At 72.9% G+C, this 17,197-nt stretch carries 20 protein-coding genes and 1 pseudogene; 14 read left to right on the top strand and 7 right to left on the bottom strand.

The window, feature by feature from the left end:
* Positions 1 to 12 precede the first annotated feature (12 nt).
* From ABT129_RS10190 to ABT129_RS10175, 4 genes are read left to right on the top strand one after another with little or no spacing between them, the layout of a single operon-like run.
* Positions 13 to 690, top strand: coding sequence for an AIM24 family protein (locus ABT129_RS10190; protein WP_351899046.1), 678 nt, complete (start codon positions 13 to 15; stop codon positions 688 to 690).
* Positions 687 to 1,625 carry an ABC transporter ATP-binding protein gene (locus tag ABT129_RS10185; RefSeq protein WP_351899043.1) on the top strand — a complete coding sequence of 313 codons (939 nt, stop codon included), beginning with the start codon at positions 687 to 689 and terminating at the stop codon, positions 1,623 to 1,625. The genes ABT129_RS10190 and ABT129_RS10185 overlap by 4 nt, the downstream gene beginning before the upstream one ends.
* Complete coding sequence (locus ABT129_RS10180; protein WP_351899041.1) at positions 1,622 to 2,272, top strand: ABC transporter; 651 nt, start codon at positions 1,622 to 1,624, stop codon at positions 2,270 to 2,272. Before ABT129_RS10185 ends, ABT129_RS10180 begins: the two co-directional genes overlap by 4 nt.
* A gap of 14 nt (positions 2,273 to 2,286) precedes the next feature.
* Positions 2,287 to 2,472: a hypothetical protein gene (locus tag ABT129_RS10175; RefSeq protein ID WP_351899038.1), complete on the top strand. Its 186-nt coding sequence runs from the start codon at positions 2,287 to 2,289 to the stop codon at positions 2,470 to 2,472.
* A gap of 61 nt (positions 2,473 to 2,533) precedes the next feature.
* Here ABT129_RS10175 and ABT129_RS10170 read toward each other — a convergent pair whose 3' ends face one another.
* The 4 genes from ABT129_RS10170 to zapE all read right to left on the bottom strand — a co-directional run bounded on the left by ABT129_RS10170 (position 2,534) and on the right by zapE (position 6,642).
* Complete coding sequence (locus ABT129_RS10170; protein WP_351899036.1) at positions 2,534 to 3,430, bottom strand: polysaccharide deacetylase family protein; 897 nt, start codon at positions 3,428 to 3,430, stop codon at positions 2,534 to 2,536.
* A gap of 146 nt (positions 3,431 to 3,576) precedes the next feature.
* The gene (locus tag ABT129_RS10165; protein ID WP_351899034.1) at positions 3,577 to 4,950 is read right to left on the bottom strand and encodes an alkaline phosphatase PhoX; all 1,374 of its coding nucleotides are present in this window, start codon (positions 4,948 to 4,950) and stop codon (positions 3,577 to 3,579) included.
* 146 nt (positions 4,951 to 5,096) lie between these two features.
* Complete coding sequence (locus ABT129_RS10160) at positions 5,097 to 5,522, bottom strand: OsmC family protein (RefSeq protein ID WP_351899031.1); 426 nt, start codon at positions 5,520 to 5,522, stop codon at positions 5,097 to 5,099.
* Positions 5,523 to 5,556: 34 nt separating this feature from the next.
* Entirely contained in the window at positions 5,557 to 6,642 is a 1,086-nt protein-coding gene (gene zapE, locus ABT129_RS10155; RefSeq protein WP_351899029.1) for a cell division protein ZapE, read from the bottom strand.
* A 36-nt stretch (positions 6,643 to 6,678) separates the two neighbouring features.
* Here zapE and ABT129_RS10150 point away from each other — a divergent pair, with 36 nt between their 5' ends.
* The 8 genes and pseudogenes from ABT129_RS10150 to ABT129_RS10115 all read left to right on the top strand — a co-directional run bounded on the left by ABT129_RS10150 (position 6,679) and on the right by ABT129_RS10115 (position 14,015).
* Positions 6,679 to 7,602, top strand: a complete 924-nt coding sequence (locus ABT129_RS10150) for a pyrimidine reductase family protein (protein ID WP_502981706.1) — start codon at positions 6,679 to 6,681, stop codon at positions 7,600 to 7,602.
* Positions 7,603 to 7,708: 106 nt separating this feature from the next.
* The gene (locus ABT129_RS10145) at positions 7,709 to 8,191 is read left to right on the top strand and encodes an indole-3-glycerol phosphate synthase (RefSeq protein WP_351899024.1); all 483 of its coding nucleotides are present in this window, start codon (positions 7,709 to 7,711) and stop codon (positions 8,189 to 8,191) included.
* Between the two features lie 178 nt (positions 8,192 to 8,369).
* Entirely contained in the window at positions 8,370 to 9,761 is a 1,392-nt protein-coding gene (murC, locus tag ABT129_RS10140; protein WP_351899022.1) for a UDP-N-acetylmuramate--L-alanine ligase, read from the top strand.
* A 28-nt stretch (positions 9,762 to 9,789) separates the two neighbouring features.
* Positions 9,790 to 10,197, top strand: a complete 408-nt coding sequence (gene msrB, locus ABT129_RS10135; protein ID WP_351899019.1) for a peptide-methionine (R)-S-oxide reductase MsrB — start codon at positions 9,790 to 9,792, stop codon at positions 10,195 to 10,197.
* A gap of 168 nt (positions 10,198 to 10,365) precedes the next feature.
* A pseudogene (locus ABT129_RS10130) lies at positions 10,366 to 12,111 on the top strand (YwqJ-related putative deaminase); the annotation flags it as partial.
* Between the two features lie 67 nt (positions 12,112 to 12,178).
* Positions 12,179 to 12,652 carry an SUKH-3 domain-containing protein gene (locus ABT129_RS10125; RefSeq protein ID WP_351899018.1) on the top strand — a complete coding sequence of 158 codons (474 nt, stop codon included), beginning with the start codon at positions 12,179 to 12,181 and terminating at the stop codon, positions 12,650 to 12,652.
* A complete protein-coding gene (locus tag ABT129_RS10120) occupies positions 12,645 to 13,040 on the top strand; it encodes a YwqJ-related putative deaminase (RefSeq protein WP_351899016.1) in 396 nt (131 codons plus the stop codon). The genes ABT129_RS10125 and ABT129_RS10120 overlap by 8 nt, the downstream gene beginning before the upstream one ends.
* A 9-nt stretch (positions 13,041 to 13,049) precedes the next feature.
* Positions 13,050 to 14,015 (top strand): SUKH-3 domain-containing protein, encoded by a 966-nt coding sequence (locus tag ABT129_RS10115; protein WP_351899013.1) that lies wholly within the window; start codon positions 13,050 to 13,052, stop codon positions 14,013 to 14,015.
* 26 nt (positions 14,016 to 14,041) lie between these two features.
* Here the strand turns inward: ABT129_RS10115 and ABT129_RS10110 are convergent, their stop codons facing one another.
* From ABT129_RS10110 to ABT129_RS10100, 3 genes are read right to left on the bottom strand one after another with little or no spacing between them, the layout of a single operon-like run.
* Positions 14,042 to 14,827, bottom strand: a complete 786-nt coding sequence (locus ABT129_RS10110; RefSeq protein WP_351899010.1) for an SDR family NAD(P)-dependent oxidoreductase — start codon at positions 14,825 to 14,827, stop codon at positions 14,042 to 14,044.
* A 28-nt stretch (positions 14,828 to 14,855) separates the two neighbouring features.
* Complete coding sequence (locus ABT129_RS10105; protein ID WP_351899007.1) at positions 14,856 to 15,095, bottom strand: DUF397 domain-containing protein; 240 nt, start codon at positions 15,093 to 15,095, stop codon at positions 14,856 to 14,858.
* Positions 15,092 to 15,937, bottom strand: coding sequence for a helix-turn-helix domain-containing protein (locus ABT129_RS10100; protein ID WP_351899005.1), 846 nt, complete (start codon positions 15,935 to 15,937; stop codon positions 15,092 to 15,094). The genes ABT129_RS10105 and ABT129_RS10100 overlap by 4 nt, the downstream gene beginning before the upstream one ends.
* 152 nt (positions 15,938 to 16,089) lie before the next feature.
* Here ABT129_RS10100 and ABT129_RS10095 point away from each other — a divergent pair, with 152 nt between their 5' ends.
* Together ABT129_RS10095 and ABT129_RS10090 are read left to right on the top strand one after the other, a co-directional pair.
* Positions 16,090 to 16,614, top strand: a complete 525-nt coding sequence (locus tag ABT129_RS10095; RefSeq protein WP_351899003.1) for an ATP-binding protein — start codon at positions 16,090 to 16,092, stop codon at positions 16,612 to 16,614.
* Between the two features lie 34 nt (positions 16,615 to 16,648).
* Positions 16,649 to 17,110, top strand: coding sequence for a DUF3592 domain-containing protein (locus tag ABT129_RS10090; RefSeq protein WP_351899001.1), 462 nt, complete (start codon positions 16,649 to 16,651; stop codon positions 17,108 to 17,110).
* Positions 17,111 to 17,197 lie beyond the last annotated feature (87 nt).

Raw genomic sequence — 17,197 nt, 5'->3', positions numbered from 1 at the left:
AGGATGCCCTGCATGAAGAGTGATCTTTTCAGCAGCGAACACCTCGCCGAGACGGCCGCCTTCCCGGGCATGATCCTCCAGAACGCCAAGTCGGTGAAGTACACCGTCAACGGCGAGATGCACGCCCGTCAGGGGTCGATGATCGCCTTCCGCGGCGACCTCCAGTTCGAGCGCAAGGGCCAGGGCATCGGCGGCCTGCTCAAGCGAGCCGTCACCGGTGAGGGCCTGGCCCTGATGGCGGTGCGCGGCCAGGGCGAGGCCTGGTTCGCGCACGAGGCGCAGAACTGCTTCATCGTCGAGATCGAGCAGGGCGACGCGTTCTCGGTCAACGGCCGCAACGTGCTCTGCTTCGACGCCACCCTCCACTACGAGATCAAGACCGTGAAGGGCGCCGGCATGACCGGCGGCGGCCTCTTCAACTCCGTCTTCACCGGCTACGGCAAGGTCGCCCTCATCTGTGAGGGCAGCCCGATCGTCATCCCGGTCACCCCGCAGGCCCCGGTCCACGTCGACACCGACGCCGTCGTCGGCTGGACCGAGCAGCTGCGCACCTCGCTGCACCGCTCGCAGTCGGTCGGCTCGATGATCCGCGGCGGCTCGGGCGAGGCGGTGCAGCTGAAGCTGGAGGGCCAGGGCTTCGTCGTCGTCCGTCCCAGCGAGCTGACCCCGCAGAAGAACTCGTCCAGTTGAGGCTGGAGCGGGTCGGGCGCCGGCACGGCCTCCGGGGGCCGTGGGTCCTCCGGGAGGTCGGCCTCGACCTGCCCGCCGGGACCCTCGTCCGGGTCGTCGGCACGAACGGCACCGGGAAGTCGACCCTGCTCCGGCTCGTCGCCGGCGTCGACGCGCCCACCGAGGGCCGCGTCACCGGCCGGCCGCCCCGCACCGCGTACGTCCCCGAACGCTTCCCGGTCGCCCTGCCCTTCACGGCCGTCGACCACCTCGTCCACCTCGGCCGGATCCAGGGCCTCGGCCGGGCGGCGGCGCGGACCGCGGCGGGGGAGTGGCTGGAGCGCTTCGGAGCGCACGAGCACGCCCGTACGGACATGGCGGAGCTCTCCAAGGGCACCAGCCAGAAGGTCGCCGTGGCCCAGGCCCTCCTCGCGGCCCCGTCCCTGCTCGTCCTCGACGAGGCCTGGACGGGCCTCGACACGGGGGCGCGCGCGGAACTGGACGCGGCCGTCCGCGAGCGCGTCGCGGCGGGCGGCACCGTCGTCTTCGTCGACCACGACCCACGACGGCTGACGGGCGAGCCGACCGCGGTGTACGAGGTGGCGGCGGGCCGGGTGGGACGGGTGGGGACGCCCGCCGGCGCGCTCCCCGGTCCGGCGTCCGGTCCGCTCCCCGGTCCGGCGTCGGGTCCGCTCTCCGGTCCGGTCCCCGGTCCGGCCTCCGACGCGGATTCCGGTGCGGGGCGCGGGCCCGGCCCATGGGTCCGGATCACCGTCTCCGGCGAGGGCGCCCCGCCGCTCCCGGTCCGGCTCCCCGGCGACCCCGTCCGCGCGCCCGGTGCCGACGGCACCACCGTCCTCACCGTGGACGCGGCGCACTCCGACGCCCTCCTGCGGACGCTCCTCGCCGCCTCCTGGCACATCCACCACCTCTGCTCGGAAGGCGTACGGGTATGACGGCGCTCCTGCGCTACCGGACGGGCCTGCTCCTGCGCTCGCAGCGCTGGCTCGCGCCGCTCCTCCTGTACGCGGCCTTCCTCGGCGTCGGCGTGAACGTGGGCGAGCCCGTGCTCGGCGCGCTCGGCCTCACCGCCGCCGCCCTCCTCCCCGTGACCGCCTGGACCGTACGGATCTGCCTGACCCAGGAGCCGCCCGCCGCCCGGAACGTGGTCGCGGCCGCCGCCGGCCGGGAGCGCGCCCATCTCGCCGCGCTCGTCACGGGGGCCGCCCTGCCGACGCTCGTCGGCGCGGTCGCCGTCCTCGCGGTGACGGCGACCGGCGACCGTCGCGGCGTCACCGCGCTCGCCGCCACGACCACCGGTCTGCTCGCCGCCCTCGCCTGCTCCCTGACCGGCGCCGCCGTCGGGGCACTGACCGCCCGCCCGTTCGTCCGGGCCCCCGGCTGGTCACTCGCGGCCCTCGTCCTCGGTTCGCTGCTCGCCCTGGTGACCACCGGCTCCCCGGCGAAGCACGCGATGACGGCCCTGATCACCGGTGCGCGCACGGCGACCGCCGACCCGCCGTGGCTCGCCTGCGCGGGCGCCCTGCTGCTCGCGGCCGCGGCGGCGGCCCTCGCCTGCCGGGCCACGGCGCGCCTGGAGTGAGTAGGCTCGAAGACATGAACGAGTCCACGTCGTACTGCGCCCCCGAGCCCGGTCCGAAGCCCGAGACGGCGACCGAGGGGCCGTTCGCCGCGTGCGTGCTGTGCCAGGAGCCGACCGAGTACCCGGAGTCCACGAAGGGCATCACCCTGTGCCCGGTCTGCGAGTGGCAGGAGGCCCAGCGCACGGCCTGCTCCGGCTGAGGACCCCGGGGCCGGGGGTTCCGGGGCCGGGGGAGGTTCCGGCCGCGCCCGCCCGGACCCGTCAGCGGCTCATCAGTTCCGAGACCTTCACGAAGCGGTAGCCGCGGGCCCGGAGTTCCGGGACGATCCGGCGGATCGCCCGCTCGGTGACCGGGGCCGCGCTGCGCGTGCAGTGCATGACGACCAGGGAGCCGGGCTTCACGCCGTCGAGGACCTGCTCGGCCACCGCGTCCGCGTCCTTCGCGAAGGCGTCGCCGCTGACCACGTCCCACTGGACCGCCGTCACCCCCGCCGGGGCGAGGGCGCGCAGGGCCGCGTCGTCGTAGCAGCCGCCGGGGAAGCGGAAGTACGGGACGACGTTGAGGGCGCCGGCGTCCCGGAAGGCGTCGAAGGCGCGCTGGACGTCGGCCGCCATGTCCGGCCCGGGGACGGTCGGGAGGCCGTAGCAGGGGGACGCGAAGGCGTAGTGGCTGTAGGAGTGGTTGGCGATCTCGAAGCGCGGGTCGCCGCCGATGGACCTGGCCTGGTCCGGGTACTCCTCCGCCCAGCGGCCGGTCATGAACACGGTCGCGTCCACCTTGAGCCGGCGCAGGGTCGCGATGAGCTCCGGGTTGTCGAAACGCTCTCCCCGCGCGGCCCGGGGCCCCTGATCGGCCGTCATGTCGGCGTCGAAGGTGAGGGCGACGACCTTCTCGGCGGCCTTCGGCGTGCCCGTCGCCCGGCGGGTGTACACGGGGGTGAGGCCGCCGGGGCCCGGTGCCATGGTGGGCGGGGTGGCCGGGACGCGCGCGGGCCTGGGGCCGGCGGCGGGTGCGCTCGCCCGGGGCGAGGGGGCGGCCTGGGAGGCGCTCGCCTCGGCCGTCCGGGGAGCGGGGGTCTCGGCGGCGCCTCCGCCACAGCCGACCAGGGAGGCGCCCAAGAGACCGAGCGTCGCCAACTTTCGTACAGAAGTGTTCACGATCGGAAGTTAACCGATCAAAGTGCTTATCACCCGCAACGCGACACGCGGTGAACGGCTCACGCGGCGGGGCCTCCGACGGCGCGACCCCGGAAGGCGCCCGGCCGCACGCGAGCGCGCGCGACCGGGCCGGAGCACGGCTCAGCTCAGCACCACGGGCCCGTCACCGCGAAGGTCGTCCCGGGGGTGTAGCAGTTCACGTACATCGTCTGCCGGTCGGGCGAGAAGGTGACGCCCGCGAACTCGCCCCACTCCGGGGCGTCGGGCGACCCGATGTTCTGGGCCCCGCGCGCCACCGCGTACACCTCGCCCCGCTCGCTCACCCCGAAGACGTGCTGCGCCCCGTCGCCGTCCTCGCTGACCATCAGACCCCCGCCGGGTGCCAGGCAGATGTTGTCCGGCGACTCGCCGGGGAGCCGGATGTCCGTGCTCGGACCGAAGACGACGACGAGGGTGAGCCGGCGCCGGTGCGGCTCGTACTTCCAGACCTGGCCGAAGTGCGTCGCGCCGGAGCCGTCCGCCACGCGCGCGAACGAGGACACGAAGTACACCGCCCGCCCGCCCCAGTAGCAGCCCTCCAGCTTCTGGGCGTGCGTGATGCCCCGGGGCCCGAAGTCCTGGTGCCTGATCGGGGTCCCGGTTGCCTGCGGATCCGGTACGGGGACCCATTCGACGCGCTCGAAGCGGGCGCCGGTCTCCTGGACCACGGAGAGGTCGGGCACCCCCGGCACCCGCATGGCCTCCAGGGCGCCGCCCGCGCGCAGCGAGCCGGTGCCGCCGAGCGGCTTGTGGGGGAGGAAGCGGTAGAAGAGCCCGAAGGGCCGCTCGAAGGCGTCCTCCGTCTCGTACACGATGCCGCTCGCCGGGTCGACCGCGATCGCCTCGTGCTGGAAGCGGCCCATCGCGGTGAGCGGGACGGCTCCGGTGCGGTGCGGGTCGGCGCCGTCGACCTCGAAGATGAAGCCGTGGTCCTTGGTGTAGCCGTTCGTGCCGGCCCTGTCCTCGGTCTCCTCGCAGGTGAGCCAGGTGCGCCAGGGGGTGGGGCCGCCCGCGCAGTTGACGGCGGTTCCGGCGATGGCGACCCGTTCGCCGAGGACGTTGTTCCGGCCGTCGAGTTCGAGCGCCGTACAGCCGCCCTTGGCGGCCGGGTCGTACGTCAGGCCGGGGACGGTCGGGACGCCGATCTTCCCGGTGACCCGGTTCTCGTGGTTGCGGACGAGGTGCACCCGGCCGCGGCGGCCGGCGAAGGCGCCCATGCCGTCGGGGTTGCTGGGGACGGGACCCTCGCCGGAGCGGAGCGGTTCGCCCTGCCGGGAGAGGACCTTGTAGCGGAAGCCGGCCGGCAGGTCGAGCAGGCCGTCCGGGTCGGGGACGAGGGGGCCGTATCCGGCCCGGCCCGTGTGGCCGCCGGGTGCGGCGCTCGCGCTGCCGGCGAAGAGCTCGGAGAGCGCGCCGGTGAAGGCGATCCCGGCGGCGGAGGCGCCGGTGCGGGAGAGGATCTGACGTCGAGTCGCGGACATGAGGCAACAACTCCTGTTGGCGGACAGGCAGGTGTGACGCGTGACCCGCATGTGTGTACCACGCAACGTGGTGACACGTGAACCATGCGGGCCACAACAGCCTCGTGTTGCTTGGAGTCTGACGTGAGGTCAGATCCGTCCGGAGGTCAGACCAGCTCGGCCGTGAGCGTGATCGTCGTGCCCGTGAGCGCCTGGCTGACCGGGCAGTTCTTCTTCGCGTCCGCGGCGGCGGCCTCGAACTGCTCCGCGTCCAGGCCCGGGACCTCGCCGCGCACGGTGAGGTGGATGCCGGTGATGCCCTCGCCCGGCTGGAAGGTCACGTCGGCCTTCGTCTCCAGACGGGTGGGCGGGGTGCCCGCGCCGGCCAGACCGTGGGAGAGCGCCATCGAGAAGCAGGAGGAGTGCGCGGCGGCGATGAGCTCCTCGGGGCTGGTCTTCCCGTTCGGCTCCTCCGAGCGGGCCGGCCAGGAGACGTCGTACGAGCCGAGACCGGAGGAGTCGAGGGTGACGACGCCGGAGCCCTTGAGGAGGTCGCCCTGCCAGACGGTGTGGGCGTGACGCACGGTGGCCATGGTGGATCCCTTTCGATCGGGTATGGCCTCCAACCTACTGCGCCACAAGCCCCTTGGCGTCGCGGGCGAGCGCGGTGAGCCGGGAGATCGCCCGGAAGTACTTCTTGCGGTAGCCGCCGTTCAGCATCTCGTCGCTGAACAGTCGGTCGAAGGGGAGACCGGAGGCGAGGACGGGTATCTCGCGGTCGTAGAGCCGGTCGGCCAGGACGACGAGCCGGAGCGCCGTCGACTGGTCGGGGACGGGCCGCACGTCGGTGAGGCAGACGGCGGAGAGGTCGTCGGTGAGCGCGCCGTACCGGCTGGGGTGAACCCTGGCCAGGTGTTCGAGCAGATGCGGGAAGTCGTCGAGCGAGGCGCCCGGCGTGGCGTACGCGGTCTCCGTGACGGTCTGGTCGGAGTGGGGGGCCGGGGCCTCGGGCAGGCCGCGGTGGCGGTAGTCCTCGCCGTCGATGCGCAGCGGGCGGAAGTGGGCGGAGAGGCCCTGGATCTCGCGCAGGAAGTCGGCGGCGGCGAAGCGGCCCTCGCCGAGCTTGCCGGGGAGCGTGTTGGAGGTGGCGGCGAGCGCCACGCCCGATTCGACGAGCTTGCCGAGCAGGCTGGAGACGAGGACGGTGTCGCCCGGGTCGTCGAGCTCGAACTCGTCGATGCAGAGGAGACGGTGGTCGCCGAGGGTCTTCACCGTCTGCTGGAAGCCGAGCGCGCCGACCAGGTTGGTCAGCTCCACGAAGGTGCCGAAGGCCTTCAGCGCCGGCTCGGCGGGGGTCGCGTGCCACAGGGAGGCCAGCAGGTGGGTCTTGCCGACGCCGTACCCGCCGTCCAGGTAGACCCCGCGCGGCCCGGTGGGGGCGGCGGGCTTCCGCGCGAACCAGCGGCGCCTGCCCGAGCCGGAGGCGTGCGCTCCGCCCAGGCCGGCCGCGAAGGAGCTCAGCGCCTTGACGGCCTCCGTCTGGCTGGGCTGGTTCGGGTCCGGGAGGTAGGTGTCGAAGCGCACGGAGTCGAAGCGCGGCGGCGGGACCATCTCCGCGACGAGCCGGTCGGCGGGGACGTGGGGCTCTCGGGAGCAGAGCGAGAGCGGGGCCGCGGAGGCGGAGGCGGCTTCGGTGAGGGCACGGGTCGACACAGTTCCCCACTGTAAGCGCCATGTCAGACTGCCAGGATGCGACGCCTGCTTCCTGTGACGGACATGACAGCCCCCGAGACCGCCGCCGGGGACGCCGGTGCCGATGGGGTCGGTGGGGCTGCTGGGATCGGAGGGGCCGGTACCGGCGGGACCCCCGCGGTCGGCACCGCCGCCCCGGTCTCCGCCGACGCCTCCGGTGCGGTCGGCGCCGCGGCCCCGGTCGCCGCCTCCGGTCGCGAGTGGTCCCTCGACGAGCTGGCCGACGCCTACGCGTACCCCGGGCCGCCCGCCGGGGAGGGCGCGTGGCTGCGGGCCAACATGGTCTCCTCGCTCGACGGGGCCGGCCAGCACGGCGGGCGCTCGCAGCCGCTCTCCTCCGACGCGGACATGCGGATCTTCGGCACCCTGCGGGGCCTGGCCGACGTGGTCGTGGTCGGTGCGGAAACGGTACGCCTGGAGGGTTACCGCCCCGCACGCGCGCGCGAGGCCTTCGCCGCCCGCCGGGCCGCCGCCGGACAGGGCCCGGCCCCCGTGATCGCCGTGGTCAGCGCCTCCCTGAAGCTGGACTTCTCGCTGCCCCTCTTCACCGAGCCGCTGGTGCCGACGCTGGTCCTCACCGGCGCCGCCGCGCCCGCCGACCGGGTGCGGGCCGCGCGCGAGGCGGGCGCCGAGGTGCTGGTGGCGGGGGACGGCGCCGGGGTGGATCCGGCCCGGGCGGTGGCGGTGCTCGCGGAGCGCGGGCTCCGGCGCCAGCTGACCGAGGGCGGGCCCCGGCTGCTCGGCCAGTTCGTGGCGGCGGGGGTCCTCGACGAGCTGTGTCTGACGATCTCCCCGACCATGACGGCGGGCGGCGCCCAGCGGATCGCCGGGGGTCCTTCGGTGGCCGTCCCGACACGCTTCGCCGTGGCGTCGGTGCTGGAGCAGGACGGCTTCCTCTTCACCCGCTACCGTCGGATCTGACAATCGGCGGAATTTGTCGTTCCGCTTACCGTCCGCTGGGCACACTTACTGTCGCAGACCCCGTGCGGGCACGGGGAAGGATGGTTTCCGCAGAAGGGCTCCTGAGGTGTTCACAAGCGTTCTGATGATCGAGAAGCCCCTGACGTCCGTCGACGTGGAATTCGTCACCACCCTGCACGGCGACGAGGGCGTGTCCTTCATCGTTCTGATGCAGCCCCGTGGTGACCAGGCCGATGTACTGCTGCGTGCCATCGACGACGTCGCCATGGGCGAACTGAAGGAAGCCGCCCGTGAGGGCGACGAACCGGAGGGCAAGGAGGCCCGGATCCCCGCCGAGCAGGCCCTGGAGTACTCGCTCCAGGCCCTGAGAAACGCCGGCTGCGAGGCGGTCGGACAGGTCGTCGAGGACCACCCGCTCAACAAGATGAAGGCGGTGGTCGACGAGTCGGAGGCGGACGAGGTGATCGTGCTCACCGCCCCGCACTACGTGGAGGAGTTCTTCCACCGGGACTGGGCCTCCCGGGCCCGCCACAAGGTGGGCGTCCCGGTGCTCAAGCTCTTCGCCCACAGCGAGCAGGACGGCGCCTAGCGGTCGCGTCCGGGCCGCGCCCCGTGCAGGGGGCGCGGCCCGGACCACGACGCCCCGCCGACGAGGGACCGCCCCCGCGGCGGCACCGCCCGGCCCCCCGCGGGGCCGCCGGGCCCACCCGGCCGGAGCCACTAGGCTGGGGACTTCCACGCACGACGCACCCCGGGGAGAGATCCACATGGCACCCGCCATTCCCGCCGCCATGGAACGGCCGCACTTCATCGGCATCGGCGGTGCCGGAATGTCGGGCATCGCGAAGATCCTCGCCCAGCGCGGCGCCAAGGTCGCCGGCAGCGACGCCAAGGAGTCGGCGACCGCCGAGTCCCTGCGCGCCCTGGGCGCCACCGTGCACATCGGCCACGCCGCCGAGCACCTCGCCGACGACGCCTCCGCCGTCGTCGTCTCCAGCGCCATCCGCGCCGACAACCCCGAGCTGGCCCGCGCCGCCGAGCTGGGCATCCCGGTCGTCCACCGCTCCGACGCGCTCGCCTCCCTCATGGACGGCCTGCGCGCGATCGCGGTCGCCGGTACGCACGGCAAGACGACGACCACCTCCATGCTGGCCGTCGCCCTCACCGAGCTCGGTCTCGACCCCTCGTACGCCATCGGGGGCGACCTCGCGGGCCCCGGCACCAACGCCCTGCACGGCGACGGCGCGATCTTCGTCGCCGAGGCCGACGAGAGCGACCGCAGCTTCCAGAAGTACGACCCCGAGGTCGCGATCGTCCTCAACGTCGAGCTGGACCACCACGCGAACTACGCCTCCATGGACGAGATCTACGAGTCCTTCGAGGCCTTCACCGCCAAGATCCGCCCCGGCGGCACCCTGGTCGTCGGCGAGCACGCGGGCGCCCGTGAGCTGGCCCGCCGGGTCGCCGACCGCGACGGCCTGCACGTCGTCACCGTCGGTGAGACCGAGGACTCGGACGCCCACATCCTGAAGATCGTCCCGAACGGGATGAAGAGCGAGGTGACGGTCGCCCTCGACGGCGTCGAGCACACCTTCACCGTCTCCGTCCCCGGCCGTCACTACGCCCACAACGCCGCCGCGGCCCTCGCCGCCGGCGCGCGCGTCGGCATCGACCCGGCCGAGCTGGCCCAGGCCCTCACCGCCTACACCGGCGTCGGCCGCCGCCTGCAGCTCAAGGGCGAGGCCCGGGGCGTCCAGGTCATCGACTCGTACGCGCACCACCCCACCGAGATGACCGCCGACCTGGAGGCCATGCGCGGCGCGGCCGGCGCCTCCCGGCTCCTCGTCGTCTTCCAGCCCCACCTCTTCTCCCGCACCCAGGAACTGGGCAAGGAGATGGGCGACGCGCTGGCCCTCGCCGACGCGTCCGTCGTCCTCGACATCTACCCGGCCCGCGAGGACCCGATCCCGGGCATCACCAGCGAGCTGATCATCGCCGCCGCGCGCCGCGCCGGCGCCGACGTGACGCCCGTGCACGACAAGAACACGGTGCCGGAGGTCGTGGCGGGAATGGCGGGCCCCGGCGATCTCGTTCTGACGATGGGCGCGGGAGACGTCACGGACCTCGGTCCGCGGATCCTCGACCACCTGTCGAAGTAGCGGTCGCAACAGCAGAGGGAGCGAGCTCATGGCGTACGACGTCGAGAAGCCGGACGAGCAGTGGCGTGCGGAGCTGACCCCGGCGGAGTACCAGGTGCTGCGCCAGGCGGGCACCGAGCCCGCCTTCCGCGGTGAGTACACGGACACCACCACCACCGGCGTGTACTCCTGCCGGGCCTGTGGCGCGGAGCTGTTCACGTCGAACGAGAAGTTCGAGTCGCACTGCGGCTGGCCGTCCTTCTTCGACCCGAAGGACAGCGAGGCCGTCGAGCTGATCGCCGACCGCTCGCACGGCATGGTCCGCACCGAGGTCCGCTGCTCCCGCTGCGGCTCGCACCTGGGCCACGTCTTCGAGGGCGAGGGCTACCCGACCCCGACGGACCAGCGGTACTGCATCAACTCGATCTCGCTGCGGCTGGAGCCGCGCGAGGGCTGACGCCCGAACCGTCCTCGTCCCGCGCGGGGGGACCGCGCGGGACGTCGGCGTCCCCCGGGGCCGTCGTGGACGCCGTACGGCGATGGCGAGGCCCCGACGGACCGTCACCCTCCCCCTGTGGTAGGACTGTTGCGGATTGCAAACAGGTGCCAACGGGGGGACGGGGACGTGGCGGTAACGGTGCCGGGGTGGGCGGACACGCTGCTCGATCTGATCGGGGTCGCGTGGCCGAACGTCGACGAGGACGCGTACCGCGACATGGCGGACGCGCTCCGTGAGTTCGCGGAGGACCTGGAGGACGACGGCCAACTCGCGAACAACCACTTCGAGCGGCTGCTGTCCTCGGGGCAGGGTGAGTCGCTGGACGCGCTCAACGAGCACTGGGCGAAGGTCAAGAGCAAACACATCAAGGACATCGCCGGTGCGGCCCGCACGATCGCGGGAGGCCTGGACACCGCCGCGGGCGCGATCGAGGGCATGAAGCTCGCGGCTCTCGTCCAGCTCGGCTACCTCGCCGCCGAGGCGGGCATCGCGATCTCCCTCATCCCGGTGACCGGGGGCCTGTCGGCGCTGATCGGCGCGGCGGCGATGCGGGCCACGCAGGAGGTGATCAAGCGGCTGATCAAGGAGTGCGTGGAGGAGGCCGTCGGGTACGTCGTGGCGGCGATGACCGAGCCCGCCGTGGCGGCCCTGGAGGGCATGGCGGCCGATCTCGTCGTACAGCTCGGCGCGGTGGCGATCGGGCTCCAGGACGGCGTGGACCTCGACCAGACGAAGGACGCGGGCAAGGACGGCTTCAAGGACGGCGTGCAGTCGGGCAAGGAGGCCATGAACCTGGCCTCCGCCGGCGGCGGAGGCGGTGGCGGGGGCAAGGCGCCGGGCGGCGGGTTGAAGAACCTGCACATCGAGCACTCCGAGCACACCCACGCCTCCACCCAGCTCAACGGCGTCAGTGTCGCCATCCACGGCAAGACGGCCGGCAAACTCACGAAGGCGAAGACCGCACACGGCCGGGCCCGGGGCCGTGACTCGATCGCGGACGCGATCGACCCGGTCGCCGACAAGGCCCTGGAGGCCCTCACCAAGGCCGCCAAGTCCATGGGCGACCATGTCGGCCAGACGCTGCCCAAGGTCGTCAAGCAGATCTCCGTCGACCACAAGAACACCGACCACGACCTCCGTGACCGCTTCGCCCGTCAGCGCAAGGGCGACCACGACGACAACGGCGGCAAGGGCGGCGGCGGTGGTGGCGGCGGCGGAGGCGGCGGTGGTGGTGGCGGCAACGGAGGGAACGGCGGCTCCGGCGACGACCCCAACGGCCGGCGCATCAGCCCGTCCCCGCCGTGGCACGGCAGTTCCGCCGGCACCATGCGGCACCACCGGACGGACCCGCTCGACGTCCGCCACCTCACGCCGGAGCAGCAGCGGGCGGCGCTCGTCCAGGAGGCCCACGACCTCGCGAACCAGGCGCGCAAGGCCGACCCGGACAACGAGGACGACCCCAAGCACAAGATCGACCTGGCCAAGACGCACTTCCCGCCCGGCACGAACCTCCTGGACGGCTCGTGCGCCGGGGGCCTGCTGCACGACGGAGTCGTCACCGGCCACACCAGCGCCACCAAGGGAGCCGGACAGAAGCTGCCCGACCTGCATCCCGCCATGCAGTCGATCTACGATCAGGTCGACCAGCAGATCAGAGCGGGTGGCGACTACCCTGGCGCGGGCCACGGCAAGTGCGCGGAGGCGCATCTCGTCTCGGACCGGCTCCGGCAGCTGGACCCCACCGGCACGGGGATCAGCTCGGTCGACGGCGTGCGCGACGCCATGCGGGGCGCGCAGGTCTACAGCGTGCAGATCGGCCACCAGGTCAAGCCGCACCCGCTGGGGCACGGTGAGTACAAGCCGCCGTGCCGGTCCTGCAGCATCGCCATGGACATGGCCGGGATCACCGCCATCACCGGATGAGGAGCACGGAGCACACATGCCGCACATGAACACCCCGGAGGACGTCGACGCCTGGTTCCGGGAGTACGGATGGTTCCCGGGACGTGACGTGTCGGAGACCGTACCGGCGATGGTCGACGAGATCACCGGGCAGTACCGGGACGGAGGGTTCCCGGTGGAGCCCTTCGAGGCCGCGACGGCCTTCCTCGCCGAGCACGGAGGGCTGCGCCTCACCATCGACGCCAAGCGGGAGGACTACCTCTACTTCACGCCGTACCTCGGCTACCGGTCCGTTCCGTCGGATGTCGCCGAGCTGAGCCGCGACCTCGGTGTCCGGCTCTTCCCGGTCGGGCTCGACGGCTCGGAGGGATCGCCCGTCCTCATGGACGAACGGGGCCGGTTCTTCTTCATGCACCACACCGGCAACTACTACATGGGCGCCGACAAGTACGAGGCCATGATCGCCCTCGCCCACGCCCCCATGCAGGACGCGGAGGACTACTTTGTCTGACCTGATTCCGGGCACGGCGGCCTCCCTGCTCATCCGGGGCACCATCGTCAGCCACACCAACCTCGCCGGTGACGGCGAGCCGCATCTCCACCCGGCCGTCGGGGAGTTCTTCGACGGGCTCCCGCCCGCCCTGCGCGAGCCGTTCATCGGCTACTGCGCCGAGTCCGCCCTCGTCTCCGACGAGCTCTTCGGCCTCGACCGGCAGCGGGGCGACGGCGGCACGGTCACGTTGGACGAGGCGGCACCGCACTTCGAGGGCGCCGCGCTCGTCGCCCGCAAGATCCGCCCGCACGGCGATCCCGAGCACGGTACCGAGGCCGAGGTCTGCCGTTCGTGTTCCGCGCTGCTCGACCGGCTGGGGATCGACGTTCTCCACGACGAGGCGTGAGGACCGACGGTGGGTGACGTACGGAGCGCCGGCCCGGCGAGCGGAGCCGTGCCGAGCACCGACATGCCGGCCGAGGCCGGCTGGCACGCGGGGCGGGACGCCGGGGACGCCGCCCTGCCGGCGATCCTCATGACGGTGACGGTCGGTGGGGGAAGCGTCTTTCCCGCCGCCGAGGGGGCCCTCCGCGAATTCCACGGCCTCCGGATCCGTGCCGCCCCGCACGGCGGGCGGGAAGTCGCCGCCACCGGCTGCGTCGTCGACCCACGGGAGGCCCGCTTCGCGAGCCCGCAGCTGGACCGGCTCGGCGGTGAGCTGGGACTCCGGCTCTTCCCCTTCGGCCGCACGGACGCGGACGCGGCGCTCGCCGTCGACGAGGAGGGCCGGCTGCTGGCGCTCGGCACCGGAGGAGCCTGGTTCCTCGGCGCGACCGTACGCGAGGGCCTGGCCGTCCTGACCGAGGGCGTCGCGCCGGTACGGCTCCGCCCGCCCCGGTGGCGCTTCCCGCTGCCGGGCCTCCCCGCCGACCTCGCCGGGGCCGTGCGGGCCGCGCTCGTGGCCGTCTACGTGCTGCACAGCTCGGGCGTCTTCGGCGCCCGCGCGGTGCGCCTGCGGGCCACCACCTTCCGGGGGATCGGAGTCGTGGCGGTGGACGAGGAGTTCCGGCTGCGGCGGGGCGCCCTGGAGGAGAACGCGGAACCGCTCACCGAGGCGATGAGCGCCCGGCTCGACGCGGCCGGGGTCCGCGCGGGCGGCTGCGAGCTGACCCTGACGGTGACCGCTCCGCCCGGGACCGACGGGCCGTCGGCCACGGTGGAGTGCGGGGTGACGGTGGGCGGCGACCGGACCCACGGTCCCGCGCTGACCCTCTCGGCGGGCCTGTCGACGTCCTTCGGCCCGGCGGCGAAGGCCCTGGGCGCCTGCGCCGACGCCCTCGCCGACTGGTCGGCGTCGACCGCGGGTACACCGGTCTCCTGAGGCGCCCGGGGACGGCGGGCCGACGGTCAGTGGACCGAGAACCCGCCGTCCACGAAGAGGGACTGGCCCGTGACGTACGCGGAGGACGTGCTCGCGAGGAAGACGGCCGCGCCCGCGAAGTCCTCCGCGAGACCGTTGCGGCCGACCATGGTGCGGGCGGCCAGCGCGGCGACCTTCTCGGGGTCGGAGGAGAGCCGCCGGTTGAGGGCGGTCATGACGAAGCCGGGGACCAGGGTGTTGGCCGTGACGCCGTACGGGGACCAGGCCTCGGCCTGCGAACGGGCCAGCGACTCCAGGGCGCCCTTGGACACTCCGTACGCCCCGCTCTGCACGAACGCCCGGTGCGCCTGCTGCGAGGTGATGTGGATGATCCGCCCGAAGCCGCGCTCGGCCATGCCGGGTCCGAAGCGCTGACCGAGCAGGAACGGGGCTTCCAGGTTCACGGTCATCGTCGTGTCCCAGACCTCCTCGGCGAGTTCGCCGAAGGGCGGACGGAGGTTGATCCCCGCCGAGTTCACCAGGATGTCCGGTTCCCCGAACACCTCGGCCGCCGCCTCCGCCCCTGCCTTGATCCCCTCGCGGGTGCTCAGGTCGGCGCTCACCCAGGCCGCCCGGCAGCCGTCGGCCGTCAGCTCGTCCACGGTCGCGACGAGTTCGGCCTCCTTGCGGGCCACGACCACGACCCTCGCCCCGGAGCGGGCCAGGGCACCGGCGATGGCCCGGCCGATTCCGGAACTGCCGCCCGTCACCAGGGCGGTGCGCCCGTCGAGGGAGAAGAGGCCGGAGAGATAGCCGGCGGGGGTCGTGCTCATGGGTCGTGCTCCTCGTGTCGTGCGGTGCTCAGGCCAGCCGGGTCAGGAACGCGGTCCAGACGGCGGGGGAGAGGGCGAGCTGCGGGCCCGTGACGTTCTTCGAGTCGCGGACGTGGACGGTGGTGGGGCAGGAGGCGACCTCGACGCAGTCGCCGTCTCCGCCGCTGCTGTAGCTGGACTTGTGCCAGGACAGGGCGACTTCCACGCAGTTGTCGCCACTGCTGCCGCTGTAGCTGCTCTTGAACCAGGCCAGGTCTGTACTGCTCATGGCGCTCCTCGCATCTCCTGCAACAGGCTCACGGAGTCCTCTGCGGAGAGAGCCTGTGCTCGCATCCTGGCATACCGCTTCTGGAGGATGCTGACCACTTTGGCGTCGGAGATGAGGAGGCCGTTCTCCTGACCCTCGCTGTAGGCGTACCACCTGTTCTCAGGGGTCTCCAGGAGGCACAGGGGCCCGTCGAGCCCCGCGTGGTGCCCGCGAGCCTGCTGCATGATCTGGATATCGATGTTGCGCCGGGCGCAGATGTCGAGGATGTGGTTGATCTGCTCGCGCATGACCTCCGGGCCGCCCGTCTGACGGCGTAGCACGTGCTCCTCGATGATGAAGCTGTAGATCGTGTGAGGGCGGTCGGTCAGCAACTTCTTCCGCTCGGCTCGGGCGACGAGTTTCGCGTCGATCTCGTCGTCGCCCAGCGCCGGGATCCGCTGCTCGAACAGCGTCCTCGCGTACGCCGGCGTCTGGAGCAGCCCCGGCACAAGCCGGTTCTCGTACGTGTAGAGCGTCACCGCCTTGCCCTCCAGGCTCGCCCACTGGCGGAACCACTTCGCGAGCCCGGGCTTGCGGACCAGGTGCTTCGCCGCGCCCCGGATGACACCGAACGCGTCGAGCAGTTCCTCCGACCGCTCCACGAAGTCGGCGGACGGTAAACGCCGTCCCTGCTCGATCGAGGCCACCGTCGGTACCGAGTACCCGACGCGCGGCGCGAAGGCCTCCTGCGTCAGCCGGGCCCGCTTCCGGAAGGCCTTGACCACCTCCCCGAAGGCCTTCAGGCTGTCCGACGTCTCCGGTTCGCCGCCGCTCTGTCCCTCGTCCGGTACTTCGTCCGTCACCCCGGCCACCTCTCGCACCCGTGCACACGCACTGAACGCGACCATGCTCACGGGCAGTTACCGATACTGTCCAGAGTGTGAACCCGTACGCTGTCGGAGCGTACGGGTTCCTGACCTGGCGACAGTCTCCGGAGCGGCGCCACATTGGCCCCATGACCTCCCCCGTGACCCACGAAGAGACCGTCACCGTACGTGTGTTCACCCAGCGCTTCAGCTCGACCCCGCGCGGCGCCCGGCTCGCACGCCGTCTCGCCCTCCATCAGCTCGACCGCTGGCTGCTGCCGTACGGCTCCGAGGCCTCCGATGCCGCCGGGCTCCTCGTGGCGGAACTCGCCGCCAACGCCGTCACCCACGGCCGGGTGCCCGGGCGCGACTTCGAGCTGACGCTCACGTACGCGCCCGGGCTGCGGCTGCGGATCGACGTCTCCGACACCCGGGGTGAACGGCGACCGACCGCCGCGACCCCGGGCCCCCTCGACGAGGGGGGCAGGGGCCTGCTCCTGGTCGACGCGGTGGCGACACGGTGGGCCGTGCTCGACCGCGTACCGGTCGGGAAGACCGTACGGGCCGAACTGGACCTCGGGGCCGCGTCGTCGTCGACGACGGCGGGCGGCCGGGCCCCGGCCGGTCTGCCGACTCCGCCCGTCGACGCCGCGGGACCGCCCGTCCTACCATGATCGCCCGCAGCAGACGACCGAGGGGAGCCAGGGGATGGCGGTCACGTCGCAGCAGGCAAGGAGGACTCTGAGTCCGCGCGCGAGCTTCTGGTTCGCGCTGATCGTCACGTTGCTCCTGGCGGCCCTCTCGGGTCTCGTGATGCACCCGGCGGCCCGGCACCTCCAGTCATTGGAGAACGGACTGCCGGCGCGGGCGACGCTGGAGTCGATCCCCTCGTGCATGACGGGCGGCTGCCGGATCAGCTTCGAGGCGGAGGGCCGGACCGTGGTGACGAAACTGCCGTTCGGGAGCAGCAGCAGGATCAAGGTCGGCGACCGCATCGACATCCGGTACCGGGCCGAGGACCCCCGGGTGGTCGCCCGTGCCGGGGACGTCGGCGGCGGTGGCCCGGCGCTGTTCGCCGTGCTGTCGGGGGCCTCGGCGGTGCTGTTCGCGCTGGCCACGGTCTGGTCGGCCTTCCTCCTGTGGCGACAGCGACGGCAGCGCGCAGCGTGAGTGCCCGGGTGTCCGGGCATCTCGGTGTCCGGGCTGCGGAGGACCGCAGGCCGGGCAACGCCGACGGGTAGCCGGCGGGGGGGCGCG

The sequence above is a fragment of the Streptomyces sp. NPDC002057 genome (assembly GCF_040296665.1).
Classification (GTDB): Bacteria; Actinomycetota; Actinomycetes; order Streptomycetales; family Streptomycetaceae; genus Streptomyces.
The sequence above is the reverse complement of the archived record's forward strand: the minus strand, read 5'-3'. Positions and strand labels throughout refer to the sequence as shown.

Coding starts and splice junctions, on each gene's coding strand:
- ABT129_RS10190 (WP_351899046.1), top strand. CDS start 13: ATGAAGAGTGATCTTTTCAGCAGCGAACACCTCGCCGAGACGGCCGCC.
- ABT129_RS10180 (WP_351899041.1), top strand. CDS start 1,622: ATGACGGCGCTCCTGCGCTACCGGACGGGCCTGCTCCTGCGCTCGCAG.
- ABT129_RS10175 (WP_351899038.1), top strand. CDS start 2,287: ATGAACGAGTCCACGTCGTACTGCGCCCCCGAGCCCGGTCCGAAGCCC.
- ABT129_RS10165 (WP_351899034.1), bottom strand. CDS start 4,950: ATGTCCGCGACTCGACGTCAGATCCTCTCCCGCACCGGCGCCTCCGCC.
- ABT129_RS10160 (WP_351899031.1), bottom strand. CDS start 5,522: ATGGCCACCGTGCGTCACGCCCACACCGTCTGGCAGGGCGACCTCCTC.
- ABT129_RS10150 (WP_502981706.1), top strand. CDS start 6,679: ATGCGACGCCTGCTTCCTGTGACGGACATGACAGCCCCCGAGACCGCC.
- murC (WP_351899022.1), top strand. CDS start 8,370: ATGGCACCCGCCATTCCCGCCGCCATGGAACGGCCGCACTTCATCGGC.
- msrB (WP_351899019.1), top strand. CDS start 9,790: ATGGCGTACGACGTCGAGAAGCCGGACGAGCAGTGGCGTGCGGAGCTG.
- ABT129_RS10125 (WP_351899018.1), top strand. CDS start 12,179: ATGCCGCACATGAACACCCCGGAGGACGTCGACGCCTGGTTCCGGGAG.
- ABT129_RS10110 (WP_351899010.1), bottom strand. CDS start 14,827: ATGAGCACGACCCCCGCCGGCTATCTCTCCGGCCTCTTCTCCCTCGAC.
- ABT129_RS10105 (WP_351899007.1), bottom strand. CDS start 15,095: ATGAGCAGTACAGACCTGGCCTGGTTCAAGAGCAGCTACAGCGGCAGC.
- ABT129_RS10095 (WP_351899003.1), top strand. CDS start 16,090: ATGACCTCCCCCGTGACCCACGAAGAGACCGTCACCGTACGTGTGTTC.
- ABT129_RS10090 (WP_351899001.1), top strand. CDS start 16,649: ATGGCGGTCACGTCGCAGCAGGCAAGGAGGACTCTGAGTCCGCGCGCG.